The sequence below is a fragment of the Streptomyces sp. NPDC023481 genome, from assembly GCF_055560195.1.
Genome location: NZ_JBVHJE010000008.1, coordinates 293,672 through 316,293 on the forward strand (window position 1 = coordinate 293,672; position 22,622 = coordinate 316,293).

The following is a 22,622-nucleotide window of genomic DNA, read 5'->3' on the forward strand; positions in this document are numbered from 1 at the left end:
CTTTTCGGGCTCTCTGCGGCAGGCGTCAGCGACTGCGCGGGTCGAGAGCATCGCGGAGACCGTCGCCGAGCAGGTTGAAGGCCAGGACGGTCACGAAGATGGCGACACCAGGGACGATCATGAACATGGGATCGACCTGGTAGAAGTCGACGGCCTCGCGGAGCATGCCGCCCCAGGACGCCTGCGGGGGCTGGATGCCGACGCCGAGGAAGCTCAGGGACGCCTCGAAGAGGATGTTGGTCGGGATGAGCAGCGTCGAGTAGACGATGATCGGGCCGACCAGGTTCGGCATCAGCTCCCGGAACAGGATGTACGGGGCCTTGGCGCCCATGCCCCGGGAGGCGTCGACGAACTCGCGCTCGCGCAGGGCGAGGGTCTGGCCGCGCACGATCCGGCCCAGGTAGGGCCAGTTGAAGAAGCCGATGACGAAGATCAGCACGCACAGGTGGAGCGGCAGGCCGGACAGGCCGAAGGCGCCGCCCTGGAGCGTGGCGGAGATGGAGATGGCGAACAGCAGGAGGGGGAAGGCGAGGAAGGTGTCCATCAGCCGGCTGATGACCGAGTCGACGCGCCCGCCGTAGTAGCCCGCGATGACGCCCATGACGGCGCCGATCACGTTGGACAGGATGGTGGCGCCGAAGGCGACCACCAGCGACACCCAGGAGCCCTCCAGGATGCGGGTGGCGATGTCCCGGCCGAACTTCGGGTCCACGCCGAGCGGGTGGTCGAGGCTCACGCCACCCCAACTGCCCTTGGGCAGCGAGGTGTCCGGGCTGATCAGGTCCTGGTGGAAGTCGTTGGGGTCGAGCCCGAGGGCGGCCTGGAGGGGGCGCGAGAGGATCGCGAGGAGGATCAGCAGGATGACGATGACACCGCCCGCGACGGCCACCTTGTCCTTCTTGAACCGGGTCCAGGCGATCTGGCCCAGGGAACGACCCTCGATCTGCCCCTTACCGGCACCCGCCAGCACAGCCTCGGGCTGTGCCTCGGCTGCCGCCCCGGTGGTCTCGATCGGTGCGGTCACGGTGAGCGACCCCTCTCGCCGGTGGTGACCGGCCTGCGCCTGCCGCGGATTGCGGCTTTGTCGACTTGCCATCGACACGAGGTCTCGGCCTCATGTCTGAGTCGGGAGTCTTCAGCGTGGTCGTGATCACCCGCCAGAGCTGACGGCGAAAGTATGCGCAACCGTGATGCAGTCCGGGGGATTCCGTTATCCGAACAGTGGGTAACGGCTCCCGGACGTGTGCCAGTTGGGACAGAAGGCCGATATCGGTGCGGTTCCGGACGACCAGGCGTTGTCTACGCGCGCAGAAGCGGGCGGTCCGTCACGGCTCAGTAGCCGCCGTGCACCGGCGGGTAGCCGTACCCGCCGGCCGGGGCCTGCGGCGGGACCGGCGCGTGGAGTTGGGGCTGCGGCGCGGGCACGTGGGCCTCGCGGTCGTAGAACGGGCGGGCGTTGACCCGCATCCACATCACCACCGGGTCGTAGTCGTCGCTCATCGCGACCGTCGACACCGGCAGCCCCTCCGGGACCGCTCCGATGGACTGCTGCATCATCGCGCGCACCGAGTCCACCGCGGCCGGCGAGGTGTCGTACACGTCCAGGCCGATGGCGAGGTACGGCGCCCCGAGCGCGGGCTGCACCCAGGCGCGGCGCAGCGAGCGGAGCGCGGGGGTGCGGTGCGCGTTCTGCGCCAGCAGGGCGTAGAACTGGGGGATCTCGATGCCGGGTTCGGCCAGCCGCAGCGGGCCGGCGGGCTGGCGGTCCAGGCCGGTGGCGATGCGGCGCAGGTCGAGCCAGGGGATGCCGACGCCACCGCCCGGGGCGTGCGGGTTGAGCCAGAGGCCGTAGTGGTCGGGGTAGAGGGTGCGGGCCACGTCCAGGCCGTCGACGACCTCGTACGCCCGGTTCCAGCCGCTGGCGGACAGCTCCTGGGCGGAGGTGACGCAGGGGGCGTAGTGGCAGCCGTCGACCTCCATGTTCCCGTACTGGGCGTCCGGGGAGCCGGCCTGGCCGTGCCACAGGAGCATCCAGACCTGACCGGAGGAGGGGGTGGCGAGGGCGCGGAGCAGGGCCTCGTAGGCGTCGTAGCGTCCGGGCGTGACCTGGCGCAGCATGTGCTCGACGCTGCCGCTTGGGCTCGCGCTCACCTGTCTTACCGCCCCTTCGCTTCTTACCCCGCGTTCGGACACAGCTTAAGCGCCCCGGAGCCCGGGGCATCGTGTGCGTACGCGGGCGCGGGTTCCCGGTGGGTTCTCGCGCGGTTCCCCGCGCCCCTCGGCCGGCCGTTCAGTGGCCGTACTCGTAGAAGGGCCGGACGTTCGCCCGCAGCCAGTCGGAGACCGGGTCGTCGGCCACGTCCATGAGGACCAGGTTGACCGGCCACCCGACCGGGACCCTGCCCAGCGCCCGGCCGAGGGCGTCCAGGGGCTGGGTGCGCAGGTCGCCCTCCCACCGGGTGAGTTCGACACCGACGAACATGACCGGTTCGGCCGTCTCGATGGCGGCCAGGCAGCGGCGGGCGGTGAGCACCACACCGGTGTCGGCGAACTCGGCGGAGGCGGCGGAGAGGAAGTCGACCGGGTCGTCCTGCCAGTCGGGCTCGAAGAGCCGGACCCGGCCGCCGGTGTTCGGGCCGTCCAGCGGGGTGCGGCCGGCCCGGCACAGCTCGGCCACGGCCTCGGGGGGCAGCGGGACCCCGACCACACCGCCCGGGTTCACCGCGATGCCCGCCTGCGGGGGCAGGCCGCGGGCGAACTCGACGGCGGGGGCGATGGTGTACGACATGTGGGCGCCGGCGGCCTGACGCAGCTGCTCCTCGGAGCTGAACACCGGGACGTACGTCTGCCCCTCGAGGTCCAGGGTCGGCAGGTCCAGCGGGCCGCTGTGCGGGCCCCCGCCGTTGGGCAGCGGTATCCACAGGAAGCTGCGGCCGAGGACCTCGATGATCCGGCCGCCCGCCGCGGGGACGCCCAGGGACGCCGACAGCACCTCCTCCAGCTCGTTGCCGGGCCAGCCGCCGTGCGGCTGGGGGTGCGCCTGTGGGGGGAAGTCCGCGGGAAGGTCCGCCGGGAAGTCCATGTGCCTACCGCCTGCTGGGAACCACTGCTGTGACCTTGAAGGCTAGCGGGTGGCTGTGACAGTCCCTCACCGAGCGAAGCCCACGCGCCTGAGCACGTCCGCCGCGTCCCGGTCCAGCAGCACCGCCGCGCCGCAGCCGGCGGGCAGCTCGCCCTTCTCCACGGCGCTCAGCAGCCGGGCGATGGTACGCCGGTGCCGGCGGAAGGCGTAACGGGACACGCCCCGGCCGCGCTCGCGCTGGCCCCGCCGGGCCGTGCCGGGGCTGACATCCAGCAGGAGCAGGTGCAGGGTGCCGCCCCGGCGCCGGGCCTCGCGGGCCAGCCAGGCGCGCACCCACGCCTGGGTGCCGCAGTCGTGCACGACGACTCCCTCGCCGGTGCGCAGGGCGCGGCGCAGGGCGGCGTAGTGGGCGAGGCGGACCAGGGGGCGGTACAGCGCGTAGGGCAGGCGGCCGGGGAGGCGGGCCGCCCAGCGGTCACGGGCGTCCTGGGAGTCGATGCGGTGGCCGGTGACCGCGCGGTGCATCAGGGTGGACTTGCCGCTGCCGGGCAGCCCGGTGACCACCACCAGGTCGCGGGGGCCGAAGAGCAGGGCGTGCGGGCTGCGGCCGGCCCGGTCGCGCAGGTCGCGGACGACCGGGGCCGGGTCGGGACGAGGGCTCGGCACCGCGATGCCGGTGGTGACGGTTGCGCACACCGGGGTCCTGTTCACCGTGATCTTCCTCCCCTGCCGGCCCGGTAATATCCCTTCCCGCCTTGCGTAAAGAGAGAGTAATGAGCATGGGTGATGGAGGGGTCCGGGCCGTGCCACAGGTCGGTTACAAAAGCCGGCTCGCCGTGCAATGATGTGGCCGCCAACTGCATACCGGCCGTTTGAATCCGCGCGGGAGAGTTCCCAGCCGTACGTCTGTGCCGCTGGGGCGCCGAAGGAGCAAGTCCCTCCCTTGAATCTCTCAGGCCCCGTTACCGCGCGGGCGAGGCACATCTGAAAAGCGGGCCGCTGCGCCAGTGGCCCCACCCAAGGTGCAAACCGTGATCGTCCCTGTGGGCGGTCGTGGCGAACCTCTCAGGTTCCGATGACAGATGGGGAGGAACGTTCCTCGCCCCATCCCTGTTGCCCTGGGAGACGACCGACCGATGAGCAGTACCGAACCCACCGAGCTGCGCCACACCGCACTCGACGCCGTGCATCGTTCCCTCGGTGCGACGATGACCGACTTCGCCGGCTGGGACATGCCCCTGCGCTACGGCTCCGAGCGCGACGAGCACCTCGCCGTGCGCACCCGGGCCGGACTGTTCGACCTCTCCCACATGGGCGAGATCACCGTCACCGGAACCGGGGCCGCCGCCCTGCTGAACCACGCCCTGGTCGGCAACATCGCCTCCGTCGGTGTCGGCCGCGCCCGCTACACCATGATCTGCCAGGCCGACGGCGGCATCCTGGACGACCTGATCGTCTACCGCCTGGCCGAGACCGAGTACATGGTGGTGGCCAACGCCTCCAACGCCCAGGTGGTGCTGGACGCGCTCACCGAGCGGGCGGCCGGTTTCGACGCCGAGGTCCGCGACGACCGGGACGCGTACGCGCTGCTCGCCGTGCAGGGCCCGCAGTCCCCCGGCATCCTCAAGTCGCTCACCGACGCCGACCTGGACGGCCTGAAGTACTACGCCGGGCTGCCCGGCACCGTCGCCGGCGTCCCCGCGCTGATCGCCCGCACCGGCTACACCGGCGAGGACGGCTTCGAGCTGTTCGTGAAGCCGGAGCACGCCGTCGAGCTGTGGCAGGCGCTGACCAAGGCCGGCGAGGGCGCCGGACTGGTCCCGTGCGGGCTGTCCTGCCGGGACACCCTGCGCCTCGAGGCGGGCATGCCGCTGTACGGGCACGAGCTGACCCGCGAGCTGACCCCCTTCGACGCCGGGCTCGGCCGGGTGGTGAAGTTCGAGAAGGACGGCGACTTCGTGGGCCGCGAGGCGCTCGCCGAGGCGGCCGCCCGGGCCCAGGAGAACCCGCCACGGGTGCTGGTCGGCCTGGTCGCCGAGGGCCGCCGGGTGCCGCGCGCCGGATACGCCGTCGTGGCCGGCGGCGCGGTGATCGGCGAGGTCACCTCCGGCGCCCCCTCCCCCACCCTGGGCAAGCCGATCGCCATGGCCTACGTCGACGCGGCACACGCGGCGCCGGGCACCGAGGGCGTCGGCGTGGACATCCGGGGCACCCACGAGCCGTACCAGGTCGTGGCGCTGCCGTTCTACAAGCGCCAGAAGTGACACCGTCGTAGCCCCACAGCCCCTGCGGAACGTGACATCGGGCACATCGGCGCTGCTCACGCGCGTCCTCAGCACTCCCCCCTGCATCAGCACTTCCCCGCGTACAGGAGAATCCAGGCCATGAGCAACCCCCAGCAGCTGCGCTACAGCAAGGAGCACGAGTGGCTGTCGCCCGCCGAGGACGGCGTGTCGACGGTCGGCATCACCGAGTTCGCGGCCAACGCGCTCGGCGACGTCGTCTACGCCCAGCTCCCCGAGGTCGGCTCCACGGTGACCGCGGGCGAGACCTGCGGCGAGCTGGAGTCGACCAAGTCGGTCTCCGACCTGTACTCGCCCGTCAGCGGTGAGATCACCGAGGTCAACGAGGACGTCGTCAACGACCCGTCGCTGGTGAACTCGGCCCCCTTCGAGGGCGGCTGGCTGTTCAAGGTGCGCGTCACGGAGGAGCCGGGCGACCTGCTCTCCGCCGACGAGTACACCGCCCAGAACGCCGGCTGAGGAGTCGTAGCCGTATGACCGTCCTGAACACGTCCCTGCACGAGCTGGACCCGGAGATCGCCGCCGCGGTCGACGCCGAGCTGAACCGCCAGCAGTCGACCCTGGAGATGATCGCCTCCGAGAACTTCGCGCCGCTCGCGGTGATGGAGGCCCAGGGCTCGGTCCTGACCAACAAGTACGCCGAGGGCTACCCGGGCCGCCGCTACTACGGCGGCTGCGAGCACGTCGACGTCGCCGAGCAGATCGCCATCGACCGGGTCAAGGAGCTGTTCGGCGCCGAGTACGCCAACGTGCAGCCCCACTCCGGCGCATCCGCCAACCAGGCGGCCCTGTTCGCGCTGGCCCAGCCCGGGGACACCATCCTCGGCCTGGACCTCGCGCACGGCGGCCACCTGACCCACGGGATGCGGCTGAACTTCTCCGGCAAGCAGTTCGACGTGGTCGCCTACCACGTGGACGCCGGTACCGGCCTGGTCGACATGGCCGAGGTGGAGCGGCTCGCCAAGGAGCACCGCCCGAAGGTGATCATCGCCGGCTGGTCGGCGTACCCGCGGCAGCTGGACTTCGCCGAGTTCCGCCGGATCGCCGACGAGGTCGAGGCCTACCTGTGGGTCGACATGGCGCACTTCGCGGGCCTGGTCGCGGCCGGTCTGCACCAGAACCCGGTGCCCTACGCCGACGTGGTCACCTCCACCACCCACAAGACGCTCGGCGGCCCGCGCGGCGGCATCATCCTCGCGCGCGGCAAGGACTTCGCGAAGAAGCTGAACTCGGCCGTCTTCCCGGGCTTCCAGGGCGGCCCCCTGGAGCACGTGATCGCGGCGAAGGCGGTCTCCTTCAAGGTCGCCGCGTCGGAGGAGTTCAAGGAGCGCCAGCGCCGTACGGTGGAGGGCGCCCGCATCCTCGCCGACCGTCTGACGGCCCCGGACGCCCGTGAGGCCGGGGTGAACGTGCTGTCCGGCGGCACGGACGTGCACCTCGTCCTGGTCGACCTGCGCGAGAGCGAGCTGGACGGCCGGCAGGCCGAGGACCGCCTCCACGAGGTCGGGATCACGGTCAACCGCAACGCCGTCCCGAACGACCCGCGCCCGCCGATGGTCACCTCGGGCCTGCGCATCGGAACGCCGGCCCTGGCCACCCGCGGCTTCACGGCCGAGGACTTCACCGAGGTCGCGGACGTGATCGCCGAGGCGCTGAAGCCGTCGTACGACGCCGAGGCCCTCAAGGCGCGCGTGAAGGCGCTCGCCGACAAGCACCCGCTGTACGCGGGGCTGAACAAGTAAGTCACCTTTCGCGGGGCACCGCGCACACTGGAGGTACCCGGTGTGCGCGGTGCCCGCGCCCTGTACCAGCTTTTGTGCACCACCCGTATGGAGGAGTCACCCGTGGCCATCTCGGTCTTCGACCTGTTCTCGATCGGCATCGGCCCGTCCAGCTCCCACACCGTCGGCCCGATGCGCGCCGCGCGCATGTTCGCCCGCCGGCTGCGCAACGAGGACCTGCTCGGCTCGGTCGCGTCCCTGCGCTGCGAGCTGTACGGCTCGCTCGGCGCGACCGGCCACGGCCACGGCACCCCGAAGGCGGTGCTGCTCGGCCTGGAGGGCGACTCACCGCGCACGGTCGACGTGGAGAACGCCGACGAGCGGGTGGAGAAGATCAAGGCGGCGGGCCGGCTGAAGCTGCTCGGCGAGCACGAGATCCCGTTCTCCTTCGACGACGACCTCGTCCTGCACCGCCGCAAGACGCTCCCCTACCACGCCAACGGCATGACGGTCTGGGCGTACGACGCCGAGGGCGCCGAGCTGCTGTCGAAGACGTACTACTCGGTCGGCGGCGGTTTCGTCGTGGACGAGGACGCGGTGGGCGCGGACCGGATCGTCCTGGACGACACGGTCCTGAAGTACCCGTTCCGCACCGGCGACGAGCTGCTGCGCCTGACCAGGGACACCGGCCTGTCGATCTCCGCGCTGATGCTGGAGAACGAGCGGGCCTGGCGCACCGAGGACGAGATCCGGGCCGGCCTGCTGGAGATCTGGCGCGTGATGCGCGAGTGCGTGCGGCGGGGCATGTCCCGCGAGGGCATCCTGCCCGGCGGGCTGAAGGTCCGCCGCCGCGCGGCCGTCTCGGCCCGCCAGCTGCGCGCCGAGGGCGACCCGCTGGCGCACGCCATGGAGTGGATCACGCTCTACGCGATGGCGGTGAACGAGGAGAACGCGGCCGGCGGCCGGGTGGTGACCGCCCCCACGAACGGCGCGGCCGGCATCATCCCCGCGGTCCTGCACTACTACATGGACTTCGTGCCGGGCGCCGACGAGGACGGCGTCGTCCGCTTCCTGCTGGCCGCCGGCGCGATCGGCATGCTCTTCAAGGAGAACGCCTCCATCTCCGGCGCCGAGGTCGGCTGCCAGGGCGAGGTCGGCTCCGCCTGCTCCATGGCCGCGGGCGCCCTCGCCGAGGTCCTCGGCGGCTCCCCCGAGCAGGTGGAGAACGCGGCCGAGATCGGCATGGAACACAACCTCGGCCTGACCTGCGACCCGGTCGGCGGCCTGGTCCAGATCCCGTGCATCGAGCGCAACGGCATGGCCGCGGTGAAGGCGGTCACCGCCGCGAAGATGGCGATGCGCGGCGACGGCTCGCACAAGGTGTCCCTCGACAAGGTCATCAAGACGATGAAGGACACGGGCGCGGACATGAGCGTCAAGTACAAGGAGACGGCCCGGGGCGGGCTGGCGGTGAACATCATCGAGTGCTAGGGAAACGGGCTGACCAGCGCGTTCGTGTCAGCCGGTAGATCTCGCGCGGGACGTACCGCTTCAGGCAACGAATGATCTCTCGGCGCGTTTTGCCCTCGGCCAGTCGTCGCCGTGGGCAGTCCTGGGAGCGGTCGTCCCAGCGCAGGCGGCTGAGGACGATTCGGTAGAGGGCGGCGTTGGCCTGGCGGTCGCCTCCGCGTCGACGCCCTCGGCTATGCGCTTGTTCAGATCGTCGATCTCCCCGGTCGGGTGCTGGATCCGGCGAGCCAGGAGTTTCAGAACATGGACGCTCTTCAGCTGATTGACGGCCTGGGGCCTGGGCTCGATGGCGGCCCCTTTCGCCAGCTTGAGCAGCCGCAGCATCTCGACCGGGCCGTCGCTCGCCTTCGCGGTCGCGCGGCCGGACAGTACCGCGCGGACCGCCGCCTCGGCGTCGATGGCGTCCGTTGTGCCGCGGCGCCGGCGCACGGCCTTGTCCGGCTGGTGTTCGACAAGTTGGAGTGCGGGCAGCACTTTCAGGAACCGGGCTTCTCACCATGGGACGCGTTCCGCCGTGACTCAGACGCCGGCGGACCGTCCGGGTGCGACCGGCGTCGTCACCGCGACGCGCAATGCGCCCGTGGCCGACGGGGCGACCTGGGCCACGCTCCCGTCCTCGACGTTACGGGTGATGAGCGCGGGAACGCCGGTTTCTGCCAGAACATGTCGCACGGTCCAGCCTGCACTCTCGAAGTAAGTCCGTGCACGCGCCAGCGCCTGAGCCGTCTCCTCCTCCGAGAGCGGTTGGGTCGACCAGGCATGGTGGACATAGGTGCCCTCGGCGTCCCGGTGGACGCTGATTCCGTCTCCCTCCTGGGCTGGGGCGTGTCGTACGTGGAGTGCGTCGTAGATCCGGCTGGAGTGGGCGAGAGCCAGATGTTCGGCGTTCTCGTCGGCCTGCGTGCGGTGGAAGGCCGTGGAGTCGGCCGAGGACCCCTGGCTGGGAGCGAAGCAGGGAGAAGTCACGGAGATGGCTGCGAGTCCCTCGCCTCTGGCGCGATTCACGACACCCGTGAGAGCCGTCATCCAGAAGTCATCCGGTTCGGTACGCATGCTGACCGAGGGGAAGGGATCGGACCAGTCGCCATCCTTTGACTGGAACTTGTAGCCCAACTTCACCCAGGCGTCACGAGCCTGTCGTACCAGCGCCTTGGCGTCGCTGCCGGGAACCCCGGTCAGCTGATAGGTGAGTCGGTACTGAACACGGTCGTCTGGGCCGCCGTCATCCCGGGCGACGCATGCGCCCAGAGGGCGAAGGCCAGTACGCTTAAGGGTCGGCCTGGGCGACATACCCTTCACCGCCTGGTGAACGATCTCCTCTGCGCGTGCACTTGCTTGCTGCTCATCCATGGTGGCCTGCTTGGAATTCGTTGCGCCATTCCCGCTGCTGGTCTGTTGGGTCCCACAAGCCGTGATGGCGACTGCCGCACACAACAACGTAATGACTGACAGCATTCGGTTCGTTTTCACGGAGCCCCTCCGGTTGCGATCTTTGCCATATTCTTCAGTGAATCCCCTTCCCAGTACTGGGAGTGGGCAGGCATGAGTTCCCCATTCCAACCTGGAAGATGCCCATTGCCAACCCCGAAGGTGCGGCCACCGAATTCATCAGACGTCGGGTCCGTCCCGTACATGGCCGTGTGGTCGTCAAAGAGGTGCCTGTATGCATTCGGATTCAGGGGTGCCAGCGGACCTGCCTGCGGTGGGGCCATGTTGACCAGGTCGTTCTGAGCAGTTGCCGACCAGACGTGATCCGCAGGAATGTTCAGGTCCTTGGCGTGATTGACCCCGGTGCCGGGGCTTCCGACCAGGATCGCGTTGTCCACCGGCAGGTCAGGGTGGTCACGCATGGTCTCGCCGGCCACAAGGGAGCCGTAACTGTGTCCCATGAGAGTGAAATTCGCGTGCCCTCCATGGTGGGCTGCATCAAGGCCAGCCAGAAAGTTGCTGAGCGGCGCGCGGGCATGGTCGGCCCACGTGGTGTCGTAAGTCGCATCGGGTACGAGGCTCTGCGGGGCATCGTAACCAAGCCACACCACGGAAGCCGTCGAATGCGTGGGATCCGTGATGCCTGCTTGGTCTTGAAGCACCTCAGCTCTTGAAATGAGACCATCGACGCCGTTCAGGTTCGAGCCAGTTCCCGGCACGTACGTCACCACATTGTCGGCAGTGTCCGGATTTCCGATGGACACGACAGCATGCCCGAGATTCTTGTTGTCGAATCCGAGCAGATAAGGCCGAGTGCTCTCGTCTCCGACGAAGTCATCGTAGCGGCTCTGGATCGAATCCATGCCGTCGATTCGGCCCTGCAGTTCCTTCCGCTTCGCTTCCCAGTTCTCCCATTCAGCTTCTTTTTCGGGATCCCTTACCTGGACGTCCACCTCCTCACCCGTGTTGGGGTTGAGTTGGTGCATGGTCGTAAAGCGGTCGGGCTCCTTCGCTATCCAGGCGTCCAGTTCGGCCTGAGCGGTGCCATGGGTCTCGGCAAGCACGGTTCGGTTCGCCTCATCACGCACGGTGGCGGGAAGGCCGTCCATCCACCCGATCGAATCAGGATGGACAGCGATGTAATCCGCCCGCTGCTCGTCGCTGAGGCTCTTCCACCACTCCGCGTTCTCCTTGGGAGTCCCGTGCTTGGGCGGCTCCTTGATGGAACGCAGGTAGTCCTCGGCTCCCTTGAGAACGCCGGAGGTGTCCTTCTTCGCATCGGCCCAGTCCCGGTCGGAGACGGTCAGGTCGTCGTCCGCCTTCAGCGCCCGCAGCTTCGGCGCCCACTTCTCGTCGGCCTCTGTGGCCTCCTTGACGGCGTCCGCGATGCGGTCGGCGTATTCCTGCGCATACCGGGCGTTGGGGTTGGGGTCGATGCTGGCCGCATAGCGGCCGATCGCGTCTGCGGTCGGGTCCTCCGCCAGGCTGGTCACGGTGCCGCCCTCGGGGAGTTTGCCGTCGGTCTTCTCGCCTGCGGGCGGGTAACTGACCGAGCCGTCGGAGTTCACGGTGAACTTCCTGGCGTGCGCGTCCTCGACCACAGCGTCCAGCTTCTTCCTGGCCGCCTCCATGTCGTACACGAACCCGTCCAGCGCCGTGCTGACCAGATTGCACTCGACCTGCGCGTAGTGGAAGTTCTTCGCCAGCTCCCGCAACTGGCCGTCCGCCGCATCTGCTGCCTCACCCTTGTTGGCCTTCTTCATGGCCACGGTGATCTGCAGTTCGATGCGGTCCTTGGCCGCGCTGGCCATGTCGCTCGCCGCGCGGAAACCATCCGCCGCATCCGAGTACTCGGACAGCTTCAAGGTCTTCAGCGTCATGTAATCCATGGCCTCTGGTCACCGGCCCTTGGACTGACCGCCGACCGCCGGCGTGTCCTCGTACTCGGTCCTCACCTTCGCAATCTCGGCCTTGACGGCCTCGTCAGTCCTGAGCTGGTCGTTGCCCACCTTCTCCAGCAGACCGGCCAGCTTCTCGCAGCGCCCGCTCAGGTTCCCGACATAGCGCTCCCAGGATGTGTGGACCTCCCGCTGGGCGGCAGCGGTCAGGCACCTGGAATCCTTGCCGAGGCCCTTCTGGCCCTCTCCCAGCTTTCCCAGCGCCTTGCCGATGTTGTCCCGCAGGTCGCCGACCCCTTTACCCGCCGTGGACCACGCGGCCTTGTCGGATCTCAGTTTGCCGGACACGCCGCCGCCACCCGAGCTGGTGCCTCCCAGGTCGGCCGGAAGCTGGTTGAGCTGCATGTGCGCCGATTGCCGTTCGACCGCCGCGGACTTGAGCTGCTCCCACTCCTCCCACGCCATGCGTGGCCCTCCCCGTGTCTCGTCTACGCCGCCGAGATGCTGTGAACGTGCGACCGCATTGCTGCGGTAGTCGAGAAGCACAGTAGCCACATCGCAGCATGTGCCCCATCCGTGTCGGCGACCAGCCCGTCTGAGTATCCGTACTCAGACGGCCCCAGGTCCCACCGGAGGGGGAAACCTGTCCGGTGGGACCGGTGGTGTGGAAGTAGAGGGACTGAACCCCGGTGCTGCGTAGAGAGCTTGGCCCGGGGTGGACACTGGCGTTGCGTGCAGGGCTGCGGACGTCCGTCGCCTGCGGGCGATGGCGCCAACCGCGAGCGCGGCTCCGAGGAGTACGACGCCACCGATGCCCATCGCCATCCAGTTGGTGCCGCCAGTATCGGATGCATATGCCGGCGCGGCGGAGTTGTCACCCTTTGCCGGAGCACCGGCGCCTGCGGCTTCGGAGAATTCCGGAGACGCCGGCTTCGACGCCGCCGCCTTCAGGTCCGGCAGCGGATGGACATCAGCAGGGCCCGGGTCACCTGGCGCCTGTTGTCACCCCTGACCTGCGAGGCGTTGGACTAGGGCGGCGTCCCGACACCTTCGCGCCGCCACGAGACCACGGATGCGGTGGGGTTCGCGGTGATGACGCGGACACCGGGCTGATACCTCCGTTTCCCCTGCGCACCGGCAGCCGACAGATCTTCGCGATCAACCCCCTCGCTGCGGCCCGCTACCGCGACCGCCACGGCGTCAGCCGCAAGAAGTCCGACCCTGGCGACGCCCGGGTCCTGGCGAACATCCTGCGCAGCGGACGCACCTGGTCCTTCGGCACCGAGGCCGAACATCTTCTCGGCGCCCCAGGGTGATTGAACAGGACCTCCGTCCAAGCCCGACAGCACGAGCCAGAGGCTGGCTTGCCATGATGTCGATCATGCCTTCTCTGGGATCAACTGCGGATTGCCCCCCGGTGCGAGGTCACGTCCCGGTGGGTTGCGGGGTGTTTGCCGTGATGACCAGGGCGGCCTGGTCGTCGTCCACGTCTCGGCCGTCCAGGAAGGTCTGGACGTCCTCGGACAGGGTGCGGACGACGTCGGCCGGGCCGGGGTGGCGGGCCGCGGAGGCGAGGGCCTTGGCCAGGCGGATGTCGCCGTACTGTTCGGTGCCCGAGCCGCGGCACTCGGTGATGCCGTCGGTGTACAGCAGCAGGCTCTCGGCGGGGTGGAGCGTGAAGCGGCGGGCGGTGAGGCGCGGTGGGATGCCGATGCCGAGCAGGCCGCCGGACGCTTCGATCGTCTGGACGGCGTGGTCGCGGTCCAGCAGGAGCGGCAGGGTGTGGCCCGCCCGGACCAGGTGGACGGCGAGTCCGTCGGCCGTGGGCGACAGGTGGCCGTAGACGAGGGTGACGAAGCCGTTGTGGTGGCGGGTGTGGCAGTCGTTCAGGGCCTTGTCGACGGCCCCGACGATGTCGGCGGGGTCGTCCAGCAGGGGGGCGACGGCGCGGACGGTGTGCCGTACCAGGGCCGTCGTGGTGGCGGCCTTGGCGCCGCGCCCGCAGACGTCCCCCAGGATGAAGGCCCAGCTGCCGTCGCCGCGGGGGAAGACGTCGTAGAAGTCGCCGCCGATCTCCAGCCCCTCGCCGGCCGGGTGGTAGAACGCGGCGAGCCGGGCGCCGGGGATGTCCGGCAGGTCGGGCAGCAGCAGGCCGGACTGCAGGTCGCGGGCCAGGGCGGCGCGTTGGGCGTACTGGCGGGCGTTGCGGGCGGCGGAGGCGGCACGGCGGGCCAGTTCCTCCGCCAGGGCGATCCGGTGGCCGTCGAAGCAGTCCCCGTCCGTGGACATCAGGGTCAGCGCTCCGAAGGGCCGCCCGCGGTCCACGAGGGGCACCACCACGTAGCCGGTGACGCCCAGCTCGTGCCAGGGGCCGGGGCCCGTCGGCGTCCGGCGGGCCACCTCGGTCAGCCCGGAGGCCAGGACGCGGGCGACGGCGTCGTCGGCGGAGGCGTCGAGTGCCGGTGCGTGCGCGCCGAGGAGAGCCCGCGCCTCCTCGGTCGGGGCGGCGGCCGCCACCCGGTGCACCCGTCCCGCCTCCACGACGTCGACCGCGGCCAGCGGCGCCAGGGCCGGGGCGGCCAGGGCCGCGAGGCGCTGCAGCGTCTGCTCCTCGTCCAGCCGGCCGGACAGGGAGGTGCTGGCGGCCAGCAGGAAGGCGAGGTCCTCGCGGGCCGCCTTCTCCCGCGCGTCCGCCTCCCGCCGGGCCTGCTCGGCGCGGTGCCGCTCGATGGCGAGGGCCGCGGTGTCGGCGAAGACCCGGGCCAGCGCGAGGTCGGTCGGGTGCGGGGCACGCGGCGTGCGGTGGTACATCGCGAAGGTGCCCAGCAGCGCGCCGTCGCGGCCGAGGATCGGCGTCGACCAGCAGGCGGCGAGCCCCGCGAGGCCGGCCAGGTCACGGAAGTCGTCCCACAGCGGATCGGTGGCGATGTCGCTGACGATCACACTGCGGCGCCGGTGGGCGGCGGTGCCGCAGGAACCCACGCCCTCGCCGGTGGCGATGCCGTCGATGGCCTCGTTGTAGAAGTCGGGCAGGCTGGGCGCCGCGCCGTGGTGCAGGTGCCGGCCGTCCGCGTCGGCCAGCAGCACCGAGACGATGACGTCGGGGGAGAGTTCCTCGATCGCCCCGCACATGCCGTCCAGCACCTCCCGCAGCGGTGCCTGGCGGGCGATCTGCTCCAGCAGCGCGCGCTGCTCGGCGGCCAGCCGCCGGGCGTGCTTCGCCTGCGTGGTCTCCACGCCGATCATCCGGACGCCGATGATGTTGCCGACGGCGTCGCGGCGGGCCTCGTAGGTGAAGTCGAAGTACGCCTCGCGGGTGTCGTCGCCGACCCCGATGAGGACACGGGCGTCCCGGCCCACGTGCCGCTCCCCCGACCGGTACACCCTGTCCAGCAGCCCGATGAAGCCCTGGGCCGTCAGCTCCGGCATCAGCTCGACCAGCGGCACACCGGTGCGTTCCCGCCGCCCCCCGCCGATGGCCGCGAAGAACGCCGGGTTCGCCGCCTCCAGCACGTGCGCGGGCCCCGCCAGGGAGGCGAACAGCGCCGTCGACGTGCCGAACAGCAGCGCCAGGTCCTCGTCCACGGCGCCCGCCGTCTCGGGCCGGCGGACTTCGCCCGCCAACCGCCGCTCAGGCTCGGTCGTCACATCGCCCCCCTCGCCGATCTCCGGCCCCGAACGCCGGGCATGCCATCATCTCGCACGGCATCGGTCAATGCCCCCCAGGGTCGTATGCACCACGATGGCCGGTTCAACCCTCCCGGGGCGCGATCGGAACACGAACCGGCCGACCCGCGCACCCCCGTCGCCGGTGCCATCAGCTGGGTGCGGCGGTGCCGTCCGCGGCCGCGTCGGACGCGGCACCGGCCAGGGCGGCCAGCGCGTCGGCGACCGTCTCGTGCACGGGCAGCAGCTGGGACAGACCGGTCATCGTCACCATCCGCATCAGGCGGCCGGGGATCTGCGCCAGGCGGAGCGAGCCGCCCGCCGCCTCGGTCGCCTGCAGGAGGGAGATGAGGGTGCTGAGTCCGGTCGAGTCGATGTACTCGACCCGCGCCAGGTCCAGCACGAGGTGCGGGACGCCCTGGTCCACGACGGACAGGGCCTCTGCGCGCAGGGTGGGCGCGGTATGCAGGTCCACGTCTCCGGAGACGGCGACGACGGCGCTGCGGCCGCTCCGGTGCGGGACGGTCACGTGGAGGGTGTCGGTCACGTTGCTGATCACTCCTGGCCGGGAGGCTCGGGGACGGCGGTGGCGTGCGTCCTGGTGGGGACGCGGGCGTCGGGCACGGGTACGGGGCGGGGGCTGTCGCATCGCACCGTCATCGCCGCAGCACACCGTCGCCGCCGGGGCCGTGGACGGTGACGAGGTCGGACAGGCCCGAGACGGTGAGGAGGGGCTCCAGCAGCGGTGTGACGACGAGTTCCAGCCGGTCCGCGTGCGCGAAGAGCACGCTCAGCCCGGCGCTGTCGAGGTACTCCACCGCGGTCAGGTCCAGCACGAGGGATCCCGAACCGCCGTCCAGCGCCTCGGCCAGGGAGCCGACGTTGCTCATGTCGATCTCACCGGTGACCGTGAGACGGGGCGTGCCGTCCGCGCGCCGACCGGGAGTCAGGGTCAGTGGGGTGGTCATCAGGCGATCCTCATCTGCATGTCGACGGTGGTGCCGGACGGGCCGGGGGTGATGGTGACCTGCTGCATCATGGCCCGCATGAGGGCGACGCCCCGTCCGCGGTGGGCGTTCAGTTCGGGCTGCGGCGTCTTCCACCGGCCGCTGTCGGCCACCGTCAGGCGCAGGTTGTCGACCAGGGCCACGGCACGCAGCCGCACCGCCTCCCCCGGGGCGTGCCGGTGGCCGTGCTCGATGGCGTTGGCGCACGCCTCGCCGGCGGCGACGAGCACGTTCTGCACGGTGCTCGGCGGGAGGTCGCACTGGTCGAGCCAGCTGCGCAGCGCCTTGCGGACCGGCGCGAGCTGGGACGACTCGGCCGGGAAGGACATCTCCAGCGGCGCCGGGTGACGGTAGAGCAGCAGCGCGACGTCGTCGTCGTACCCGCCGGCCGGTGCGAGCCGCGACATGACCTGGGTGGCGAGATCGTCCACGGGGACGTCGCGGCCCTCCTGGACGGCCGTGCCGGCCTGGTCGATCCCGGTGCTGAGCGGGCGCCGGCGGCGTTCCACGAGCCCGTCGGTGTACAGCAGCAGCGTGGCCCGCGCGGGCAGGGTGCACGAGGCCTCCGGGCGCTCCCGGCCAGGCCGTACGGCCAGCGGCAGGGACCGGCCCTCCTCCAGCAGCCGGGTGGTCCCGTCCGCGTGCGCGACGATGCCCGGCGGGTGTCCGGCACTCGAATAGGTCAGCTCCCCGGAGCCCGGGTCGAGGACGCCGCAGAAGACGGTCGTGCACAGCGCGCCGGGAACGCTCGCGGCGAACTGGTCGAGGGCCATGAGCGTGTGGGACGGGCTCGGGTCCTGGAGCATCAGCGCCCGGCAGGCACTGCGCAGCTGCCCCATGACGCTGGCCGCCTCCAGGCCCCGGCCCACGCAGTCGCCCACGACGATGCCGATCCGTCCGTCGGGCAGGGCGACGGTGTCGTACCAGTCGCCGCCCACCTCCAGCGGGCGCGTGGCCGGCTCGTAGCGCACGGCGAAGCCCTCGGGGAGCCGGGCCGGGCCGAGGATGGCCCGCTGCAGCGCGATGGCCGTCTCCCGCTGCTGGTCGATCTGGTGGGCGCGCACCAGACCCTGCGCGAGGTGCCCGGCCAGCAGCGAGAACAGCAGCTGGTCCTCGGAGGTGAAGGGCCGGTGCTCGCCCAGGTCGATCCAGACCGCCAGCGGTCCGTCGGGATGCTCCAGCAGCACCCCCGCGCCGCCGTCCCCGGCCACCGGGGTGAGCGGTACCTGGCGGGACAGCGCGGCGAGCGCGTCCCGGCGCTCCCGGGGCAGGTCCTCCCAGCGCAGGCCGGGTTCGGTGGCCGTGAACACCGGTGCGTCGCCGCGCCCGAGGACGGCGGCGACGACGGACCGCGCCCGCCACAGGGCCTTCAGTTCGGCGAGGGCACCCGACAGCGCGTCGGAGAGGTTGTCGGCCCTGGACAGGGAGGTGCTGAGGGCGGCCAGCGCCGTCTCGCGCTGGACGGCGTAGTGCTCGGCGGTCACGTCACGGAACGTGCCCACGGTGACCTGCCGTCCCGTGTCCGGGTCCTCGGCCTTGTTGTAGGTGGCCGCGACCCACAGCCGCTGGCCGTCGCGGTGGGTGACGGGCACGGTGTAGGTGCCCTGCGTGTTCGTCAGCAGCCCGGCGAACGCCTCGTGGACCTGGCGGTGCGCCTCGGGGTCGGTCTCGGCGTCCGGCCACCAGGGGTGCAGCGGTGCGTACGGCAGGCCCTCGGGGCCGTAGCCGAGGATGTCGGTGAACGCGGTGTTGATCTCCACGACGGCGCCGGCCTCGTCGCAGACGAAGAAGGCCTCCTGGAGGGAGTCGATGAGCGCGGTCCGCCATCGGACGTGGTGGCTGCGCAGCCGGGCCAGTTCGACGTTCGCGCGGACCCGGGCCAGCAGTTCGGCGGCGGCGAACGGCTTGACCAGGTAGTCGTCGGCGCCCGCCTGCAACCCCTCGATCGACGCCTCCTGGCCGGCCCGGGCCGACAGCAGCAGCACGGGCAGCGAGGCGGTACGGGTGTCACCGCGCAGCCTCGCCACCAGCTCCAGTCCGTCCAGCCGGGGCATCATCACGTCGCTGACGACGAGGTCGGGGGTGTCACGGCGGGCGTGTTCGAGCGCTTCGACGCCGTCGGTGACCGCGGTGACCTCGTATCCCGCTCCGGTCAGGATGCGGGTGAGGTACTCGCGCATGTCGACGTTGTCGTCGGCCACCAGCACCCGGGCGCTGGCGGTGCCGGCGGCGGCGTTCGCGCCGGTGCGCAGCGCCGTCTCCTCGGCCGCCGTGCGGGTCCCGTTCTCCGGCAGCCAGCGCAGGGCCTCCTGGACGTACGGGGCGGCCGTGGCGGAGTCCGTGACGCTCTCCCCCGCGGGTACCACGAACTCGGGCGGCAGGTGGGCGGACCCGAAGGGCAACCGGATGGTGAAGGTGGTGCCTTCGCCCTCCGCGCTCTGCGCGGTGATCTCGCCGCCGTGCAGGACGACGAGTTCCTGCACCAGGGCCAGTCCGATGCCGCTGCCCTCGTTGGAGCGGGACCGGGCGTTCTCGATGCGGTGGAAGCGCTCGAACAGCCGCTGCATCTCCGTCTGCGGCACACCGATGCCGGTGTCGGCGACGGTGATCACGGCATGCCCGTCCACGCGGCGCACGCTCACCCGGACCGTGCCGTCGAAGGTGAACTTCAGCGCGTTGCTCAGCAGGTTGAGGACCACCTTCTCCCACATGCCGCGGTCGACGTGCACCGGCTCGTCCAGGGAGGGGCAGTCCACCTCGAAGGCGAGGCCGGCCTTCTCCATGGCCGAGCGGAAGACGCTGGCCAGCTCCGCGGTCACCACGGCCAGGTCGACCGGCTCGTACCGGGCCTGCATGCGGCCGGCCTCGATCCGGGAGAAGTCCAGCAGCGTGTTGACCAGCTTGCCCAGGCGCAGCCCGTTGCGCTGGATGACGTCGAGTTCCTCGCGTACGTGCTCCTCGGCGTCGGCGAACCGGGTGCGCAGTTCCTCGACCGGTCCCATGATCAGGCTCAGCGGGGTACGGAACTCGTGGCTGATGTTGGAGAAGAAGGTGGTCTTGGCCCGGTCCAGCTCGGCCAGTTCCTCCGCGCGTCGCTGCTGCGCCTCGTAGCTGCGCGCGCTGCCGATGCCCGAGGCGATGTGGCCCGCGGTCAGCTCGACGAACCCGCGGTAGCCCTCGTCCAGCACGCGGTACCGGTTGAGGGCGGCCACGAGGAAGCCGTACGGCGCGCTGCCCTGCTGCAGCAGCGGCACCACGAGTGCCTGCGCGGGCGGTTCGGGCCAGTCGCCGGCGGGCAGGGCGGCGAGGTCGTCCCCGGCCAGCTGCACCAGGGTCGCCTCGCCCCTGGCCAGGGCGGCGGCGGGCCACACCCCCTCGGAGCCCTGGACCGGGAGGGCGGCCGGTGCGACGGGGTGGTCCGCGTCGATGCCGGTCGAGCCGGCCAGCCGGGCGGTGTCCCCGTCGAACAGGTAGGTCAGGGTGAAGGGCAGGTCCTTGCGGTTGCGGTCCAGCTGCCGGTCGGCGAAGGCCAGCACCTCCTGCTCGGTGCGGATCACGCTCGGGTCCGAACCCAGGTCGCGCAGCGTGGCCATCCGCCGCTCGCCGATCACCCGGTCGGTGTCCTCGCTGACCACGCACAGCATTCCCACGACGTCGCCGGCGTCGTCCCGCAGCGGGCTGTAGGAGAAGGTGTGGTAGGTCTCCTCGGAGTAGCCGGAGCGCTCCAGGAACAGCAGCAGCCCCTCGTCCCAGGTGGCCTCGCCCGTGCTGAGCACGGCGTCGATGCGGGGCCCGATGTCGTCCCAGATCTCCGCCCACACCTCGTACGCGGGGCGGCCCAGCGCCCACGGGTACTTGCGGCCGAGCGTGTCACGCCGGTAGGCGGCGTTGCAGAAGAACGTCAGCTGTTCGCCCCACGCCATCCACATGGGGAAACGGGACGACAGCAGGATGCTGACGGTCGTCTGCAGGCTCTGCGGCCACTCCTGCGGGGGACCGAGCGGCGTGGCCGCCCAGTCCACCTCGGCGAGGTCCTTGCCCACCTCGTGGTCGACGGCGAAGACGTCGCCGATCGCCGCCGTCGGCTGCGGACCGCTTTCCGCCTGGCCCGAACGCTCCACGCGACATCCGTCCCCTCGTGCCGGCCCATCCTGTGGGCGTCCCCATACCGACTGCGCACACGACCGTCCCGTGTCCGCGTACCTCTGCCCGCCTGCCCCCGGAGCCGCCGGCCGACGCGCCCTGAACGCCTCGCGGGGGGTGGCCGGCTTCCGTGCTCCGGCCGGCATTCTTCCAGACGCGTCGAACGCGCGGTCCGGGAGGAGAGTTCCCCGTTTCCAAGGCGGGCGATCGCGACTGCATAGGATAATCCGGGCTGGCAGGGAAACCTGCGTGCACAGTGCATGGTCACGGATGTTCGTACGGCGGCGGGACGCGATCCGCCGCCCGTCGTAGCCGACCCACACAGGAGACCTGGTGAACGAGACAGAGGGGACTCTGGCCATCAGTACGCATCCCCGCGCGGCCGGCCCCGTGGTGCTGCGACTGGCCGGCGAGCTGGACCACTACACGGGCGGGCGTCTGCGTCACGCCATGGAGGACGTGCTGCGCAGCCCCGGCGCGGGCGTCATCGCGGACCTGTCGGAACTGCGCTACTGCGACTCCACGGGGATGACCGCGATCATCACGGCGTTCCATCGTGCCGAGGCCGCGGGCTCCTCCCTCTCGGTGGCGGGCCTCAGCCCCGCCATGGTCCAGCTCTTCCGGGTGGCGGGACTCGACCAGATCCTCACGTTGCACCCCAGCGTCGAGGAGGCCGTCGACGCCCTGGGTACGGCCTGATCCTCGGCGCAGGTCTGACCAGGTCGAACCGGGGCAACCGTGGAGGAGGCAGCCAGTCCCCTATCGACGTCGAGGTGTGTCATGACCAAGGACCTGACCCCGAAGTACACGGTTCCCGGGATCGAGCGCGAGGCGGCCGGCCGGCTGATCGGTGCACTCCAGCTGCGCCTGCACGCGCTCAACGATCTCCATCTGACCCTCAAGCACGTGCACTGGAACGTGGTGGGGCCGCACTTCATCGCCGTGCACGAGATGATCGACCCGCAGGTGGAGCAGGTCCGGGAGATGGCCGACGACGTGGCGGAGCGCATCGCCGCGCTCGGCGGTGTCGCGCAGGGCACGCCGGGCACGCTGGTCGCCGAGCGCACGTGGGACGACTACTCCATCGGCCGCGCCGACGCGATCGCCCACCTCGGCGCGCTCGACCTCGTCTACACCGGGGTGATCGAGGGCGTCCGCGCCGCGATCAAGGAGGCGGGCGACATCGACCCCGCGACCGAGGACCTCCTCATCGGCCAGCTCCGCGACCTGGAGCAGTTCCAGTGGTTCGTCCGCGCCCACCTCGAAAGCACGGGTGGCACCCTGGCGACGGGCGGGGCCCACACAGAGGAAGAGGCGGCCGAAAAGGGCGCCGAACTGGGCTGACGCCCGCTTGATCCCGGGCCCGGGCTCCTGACGGCCCGGGCCCGGACGTGCTCCGGTGCCGACACCCTGCGGGGAAGCGCGGCCGGCTTGGTCCTGCGACCCGGGCCGGCTGGTGGCGGGCACGCCCAGCGGGCCTGGAAAGGGCCTCCGGCCCGGCGCACCACCGCGCGAGTCCGATCCGGCTGCACCACAGCGCGAAAGGGGCCGGCCGGGGCGGTCGGCCGACTCGGGGGAAGACAAAAGGCCGCCGGCCCTCGCCGGCGGCCTGGGCGGCCGTGGCCCCGGTTGCTCCCGGGGCGGCCGCGTGACCGGCGCCGAAACCGGGTCGGCGCCGGTGGGTGTCAGGTGGTGCTGAGCATGCCCTCGCGCAGGCGGCCCAGCAGGCGGGTGATCAGCCGGGAGACATGCATCTGGGAGACACCGAGACGCTCCCCGATCTGCGCCTGGGTCAGCTCCTCCACGAACCGCCAGTGAATGATCTTCCGGTCCCGCTCGTCCAG

General features: G+C 71.0%; 18 protein-coding genes, 2 pseudogenes and 2 riboswitches. Of the genes and pseudogenes, 7 read left to right on the forward strand and 13 right to left on the reverse strand.

The genetic code is table 11. From position 1 onward, the window contains the following. Window positions 1-25 precede the first annotated feature (25 nt). From ACZ3ZD_RS18735 to ACZ3ZD_RS18750, 4 genes are all read right to left on the reverse strand, one after another. Window positions 26-1,024 (reverse strand): ABC transporter permease, encoded by a 999-nt coding sequence (locus ACZ3ZD_RS18735; RefSeq protein WP_467398403.1) that lies wholly within the window; start codon window positions 1,022-1,024, stop codon window positions 26-28. A gap of 308 nt (window positions 1,025-1,332) precedes the next feature. Further along, window positions 1,333-2,118 (reverse strand): enhanced serine sensitivity protein SseB C-terminal domain-containing protein, encoded by a 786-nt coding sequence (locus tag ACZ3ZD_RS18740; RefSeq protein WP_467398452.1) that lies wholly within the window; start codon window positions 2,116-2,118, stop codon window positions 1,333-1,335. A 172-nt stretch (window positions 2,119-2,290) separates the two neighbouring features. Further along, entirely contained in the window at window positions 2,291-3,082 is a 792-nt protein-coding gene (locus ACZ3ZD_RS18745; RefSeq protein WP_467398404.1) for an enhanced serine sensitivity protein SseB, read from the reverse strand. A 66-nt stretch (window positions 3,083-3,148) separates the two neighbouring features. Continuing rightward, window positions 3,149-3,793, reverse strand: coding sequence for an AAA family ATPase (locus tag ACZ3ZD_RS18750; protein WP_467398407.1), 645 nt, complete (start codon window positions 3,791-3,793; stop codon window positions 3,149-3,151). A 162-nt stretch (window positions 3,794-3,955) separates the two neighbouring features. After that, window positions 3,956-4,060, forward strand: a riboswitch (glycine riboswitch). Further along, window positions 4,061-4,174: riboswitch (glycine riboswitch) on the forward strand. Window positions 4,175-4,218: 44 nt separating this feature from the next. Between ACZ3ZD_RS18750 and gcvT the strand changes: the two genes are divergently transcribed. From gcvT to ACZ3ZD_RS18770, 4 genes are all read left to right on the forward strand, one after another. Further along, entirely contained in the window at window positions 4,219-5,346 is a 1,128-nt protein-coding gene (gene gcvT / locus ACZ3ZD_RS18755; protein WP_467398409.1) for a glycine cleavage system aminomethyltransferase GcvT, read from the forward strand. A 120-nt stretch (window positions 5,347-5,466) separates the two neighbouring features. Then, window positions 5,467-5,844, forward strand: a complete 378-nt coding sequence (gene gcvH, locus ACZ3ZD_RS18760; protein ID WP_467398411.1) for a glycine cleavage system protein GcvH — start codon at window positions 5,467-5,469, stop codon at window positions 5,842-5,844. A gap of 14 nt (window positions 5,845-5,858) precedes the next feature. Next, window positions 5,859-7,127: a serine hydroxymethyltransferase gene (glyA, locus tag ACZ3ZD_RS18765; RefSeq protein WP_467398413.1), complete on the forward strand. Its 1,269-nt coding sequence runs from the start codon at window positions 5,859-5,861 to the stop codon at window positions 7,125-7,127. 102 nt (window positions 7,128-7,229) lie between these two features. Then, window positions 7,230-8,597 (forward strand): L-serine ammonia-lyase, encoded by a 1,368-nt coding sequence (locus ACZ3ZD_RS18770; protein ID WP_467398415.1) that lies wholly within the window; start codon window positions 7,230-7,232, stop codon window positions 8,595-8,597. Here ACZ3ZD_RS18770 and ACZ3ZD_RS18775 read toward each other — a convergent pair. The 4 genes and pseudogenes from ACZ3ZD_RS18775 to ACZ3ZD_RS18790 form a co-directional block, all read right to left on the reverse strand. Further along, window positions 8,584-9,083 (reverse strand): annotated as a pseudogene (locus ACZ3ZD_RS18775) (IS110 family transposase); the annotation flags it as partial. The gene ACZ3ZD_RS18770 and the pseudogene ACZ3ZD_RS18775 sit on opposite strands and share 14 nt — an antisense overlap. Before the next feature lie 72 nt (window positions 9,084-9,155). Then, entirely contained in the window at window positions 9,156-9,986 is an 831-nt protein-coding gene (locus tag ACZ3ZD_RS18780) for a hypothetical protein (protein ID WP_467398417.1), read from the reverse strand. Window positions 9,987-10,102: 116 nt separating this feature from the next. Beyond that, on the reverse strand, window positions 10,103-11,944 hold the full coding sequence (locus ACZ3ZD_RS18785) for an alpha/beta hydrolase (RefSeq protein ID WP_467398420.1): 1,842 nt from the start codon (window positions 11,942-11,944) through the stop codon (window positions 10,103-10,105). Between the two features lie 18 nt (window positions 11,945-11,962). After that, window positions 11,963-12,427 carry a hypothetical protein gene (locus tag ACZ3ZD_RS18790; RefSeq protein ID WP_467398421.1) on the reverse strand — a complete coding sequence of 155 codons (465 nt, stop codon included), beginning with the start codon at window positions 12,425-12,427 and terminating at the stop codon, window positions 11,963-11,965. A gap of 662 nt (window positions 12,428-13,089) precedes the next feature. Here ACZ3ZD_RS18790 and ACZ3ZD_RS18795 point away from each other — a divergent pair. Continuing rightward, window positions 13,090-13,221 (forward strand): annotated as a pseudogene (locus tag ACZ3ZD_RS18795) (IS110 family transposase); the annotation flags it as partial. Between the two features lie 166 nt (window positions 13,222-13,387). Here the strand turns inward: ACZ3ZD_RS18795 and ACZ3ZD_RS18800 are convergent. The 4 genes from ACZ3ZD_RS18800 to ACZ3ZD_RS18815 form a co-directional block, all read right to left on the reverse strand. After that, the gene (locus ACZ3ZD_RS18800) at window positions 13,388-15,610 is read right to left on the reverse strand and encodes a SpoIIE family protein phosphatase (protein ID WP_467398423.1); all 2,223 of its coding nucleotides are present in this window, start codon (window positions 15,608-15,610) and stop codon (window positions 13,388-13,390) included. A gap of 169 nt (window positions 15,611-15,779) precedes the next feature. After that, window positions 15,780-16,175, reverse strand: a complete 396-nt coding sequence (locus ACZ3ZD_RS18805; RefSeq protein WP_467398426.1) for an STAS domain-containing protein — start codon at window positions 16,173-16,175, stop codon at window positions 15,780-15,782. A gap of 109 nt (window positions 16,176-16,284) precedes the next feature. Continuing rightward, window positions 16,285-16,596 carry an STAS domain-containing protein gene (locus ACZ3ZD_RS18810; protein WP_467398428.1) on the reverse strand — a complete coding sequence of 104 codons (312 nt, stop codon included), beginning with the start codon at window positions 16,594-16,596 and terminating at the stop codon, window positions 16,285-16,287. Next, a complete protein-coding gene (locus ACZ3ZD_RS18815) occupies window positions 16,596-20,756 on the reverse strand; it encodes a SpoIIE family protein phosphatase (RefSeq protein ID WP_467398430.1) in 4,161 nt (1,386 codons plus the stop codon). Before ACZ3ZD_RS18815 ends, ACZ3ZD_RS18810 begins: the two co-directional genes overlap by 1 nt. 355 nt (window positions 20,757-21,111) lie before the next feature. On the opposite strand from ACZ3ZD_RS18815, the gene ACZ3ZD_RS18820 reads away from it, so the two are divergent. Together ACZ3ZD_RS18820 and ACZ3ZD_RS18825 are read left to right on the forward strand one after the other, a co-directional pair. Then, window positions 21,112-21,477, forward strand: a complete 366-nt coding sequence (locus tag ACZ3ZD_RS18820) for an STAS domain-containing protein (RefSeq protein ID WP_467398433.1) — start codon at window positions 21,112-21,114, stop codon at window positions 21,475-21,477. Window positions 21,478-21,558: 81 nt separating this feature from the next. Beyond that, window positions 21,559-22,122, forward strand: coding sequence for a Dps family protein (locus ACZ3ZD_RS18825; protein WP_467398435.1), 564 nt, complete (start codon window positions 21,559-21,561; stop codon window positions 22,120-22,122). A gap of 341 nt (window positions 22,123-22,463) precedes the next feature. On the opposite strand, the gene ACZ3ZD_RS18830 is transcribed toward ACZ3ZD_RS18825, so the two are convergent. Continuing rightward, window positions 22,464-22,622, reverse strand: a 159-nt coding sequence (locus ACZ3ZD_RS18830; RefSeq protein WP_467398455.1) for a sigma-70 family RNA polymerase sigma factor, incomplete at its 5' end; no start/stop codon positions are given.

What these genes read in the sequence shown, in the direction of transcription:
- ACZ3ZD_RS18745 (WP_467398404.1), bottom strand. Translation starts at nt 3,082, where the DNA reads ATGGACTTCCCGGCGGACCTTCCCGCGGACTTCCCCCCACAGGCGCAC.
- ACZ3ZD_RS18810 (WP_467398428.1), bottom strand. Translation starts at nt 16,596, where the DNA reads ATGACCACCCCACTGACCCTGACTCCCGGTCGGCGCGCGGACGGCACG.
- ACZ3ZD_RS18790 (WP_467398421.1), bottom strand. Translation starts at nt 12,427, where the DNA reads ATGGCGTGGGAGGAGTGGGAGCAGCTCAAGTCCGCGGCGGTCGAACGG.
- gcvT (WP_467398409.1), top strand. Translation starts at nt 4,219, where the DNA reads ATGAGCAGTACCGAACCCACCGAGCTGCGCCACACCGCACTCGACGCC.
- ACZ3ZD_RS18825 (WP_467398435.1), top strand. Translation starts at nt 21,559, where the DNA reads ATGACCAAGGACCTGACCCCGAAGTACACGGTTCCCGGGATCGAGCGC.
- ACZ3ZD_RS18785 (WP_467398420.1), bottom strand. Translation starts at nt 11,944, where the DNA reads ATGACGCTGAAGACCTTGAAGCTGTCCGAGTACTCGGATGCGGCGGAT.
- gcvH (WP_467398411.1), top strand. Translation starts at nt 5,467, where the DNA reads ATGAGCAACCCCCAGCAGCTGCGCTACAGCAAGGAGCACGAGTGGCTG.
- ACZ3ZD_RS18780 (WP_467398417.1), bottom strand. Translation starts at nt 9,986, where the DNA reads ATGGATGAGCAGCAAGCAAGTGCACGCGCAGAGGAGATCGTTCACCAG.
- glyA (WP_467398413.1), top strand. Translation starts at nt 5,859, where the DNA reads ATGACCGTCCTGAACACGTCCCTGCACGAGCTGGACCCGGAGATCGCC.
- ACZ3ZD_RS18740 (WP_467398452.1), bottom strand. Translation starts at nt 2,118, where the DNA reads ATGCTGCGCCAGGTCACGCCCGGACGCTACGACGCCTACGAGGCCCTG.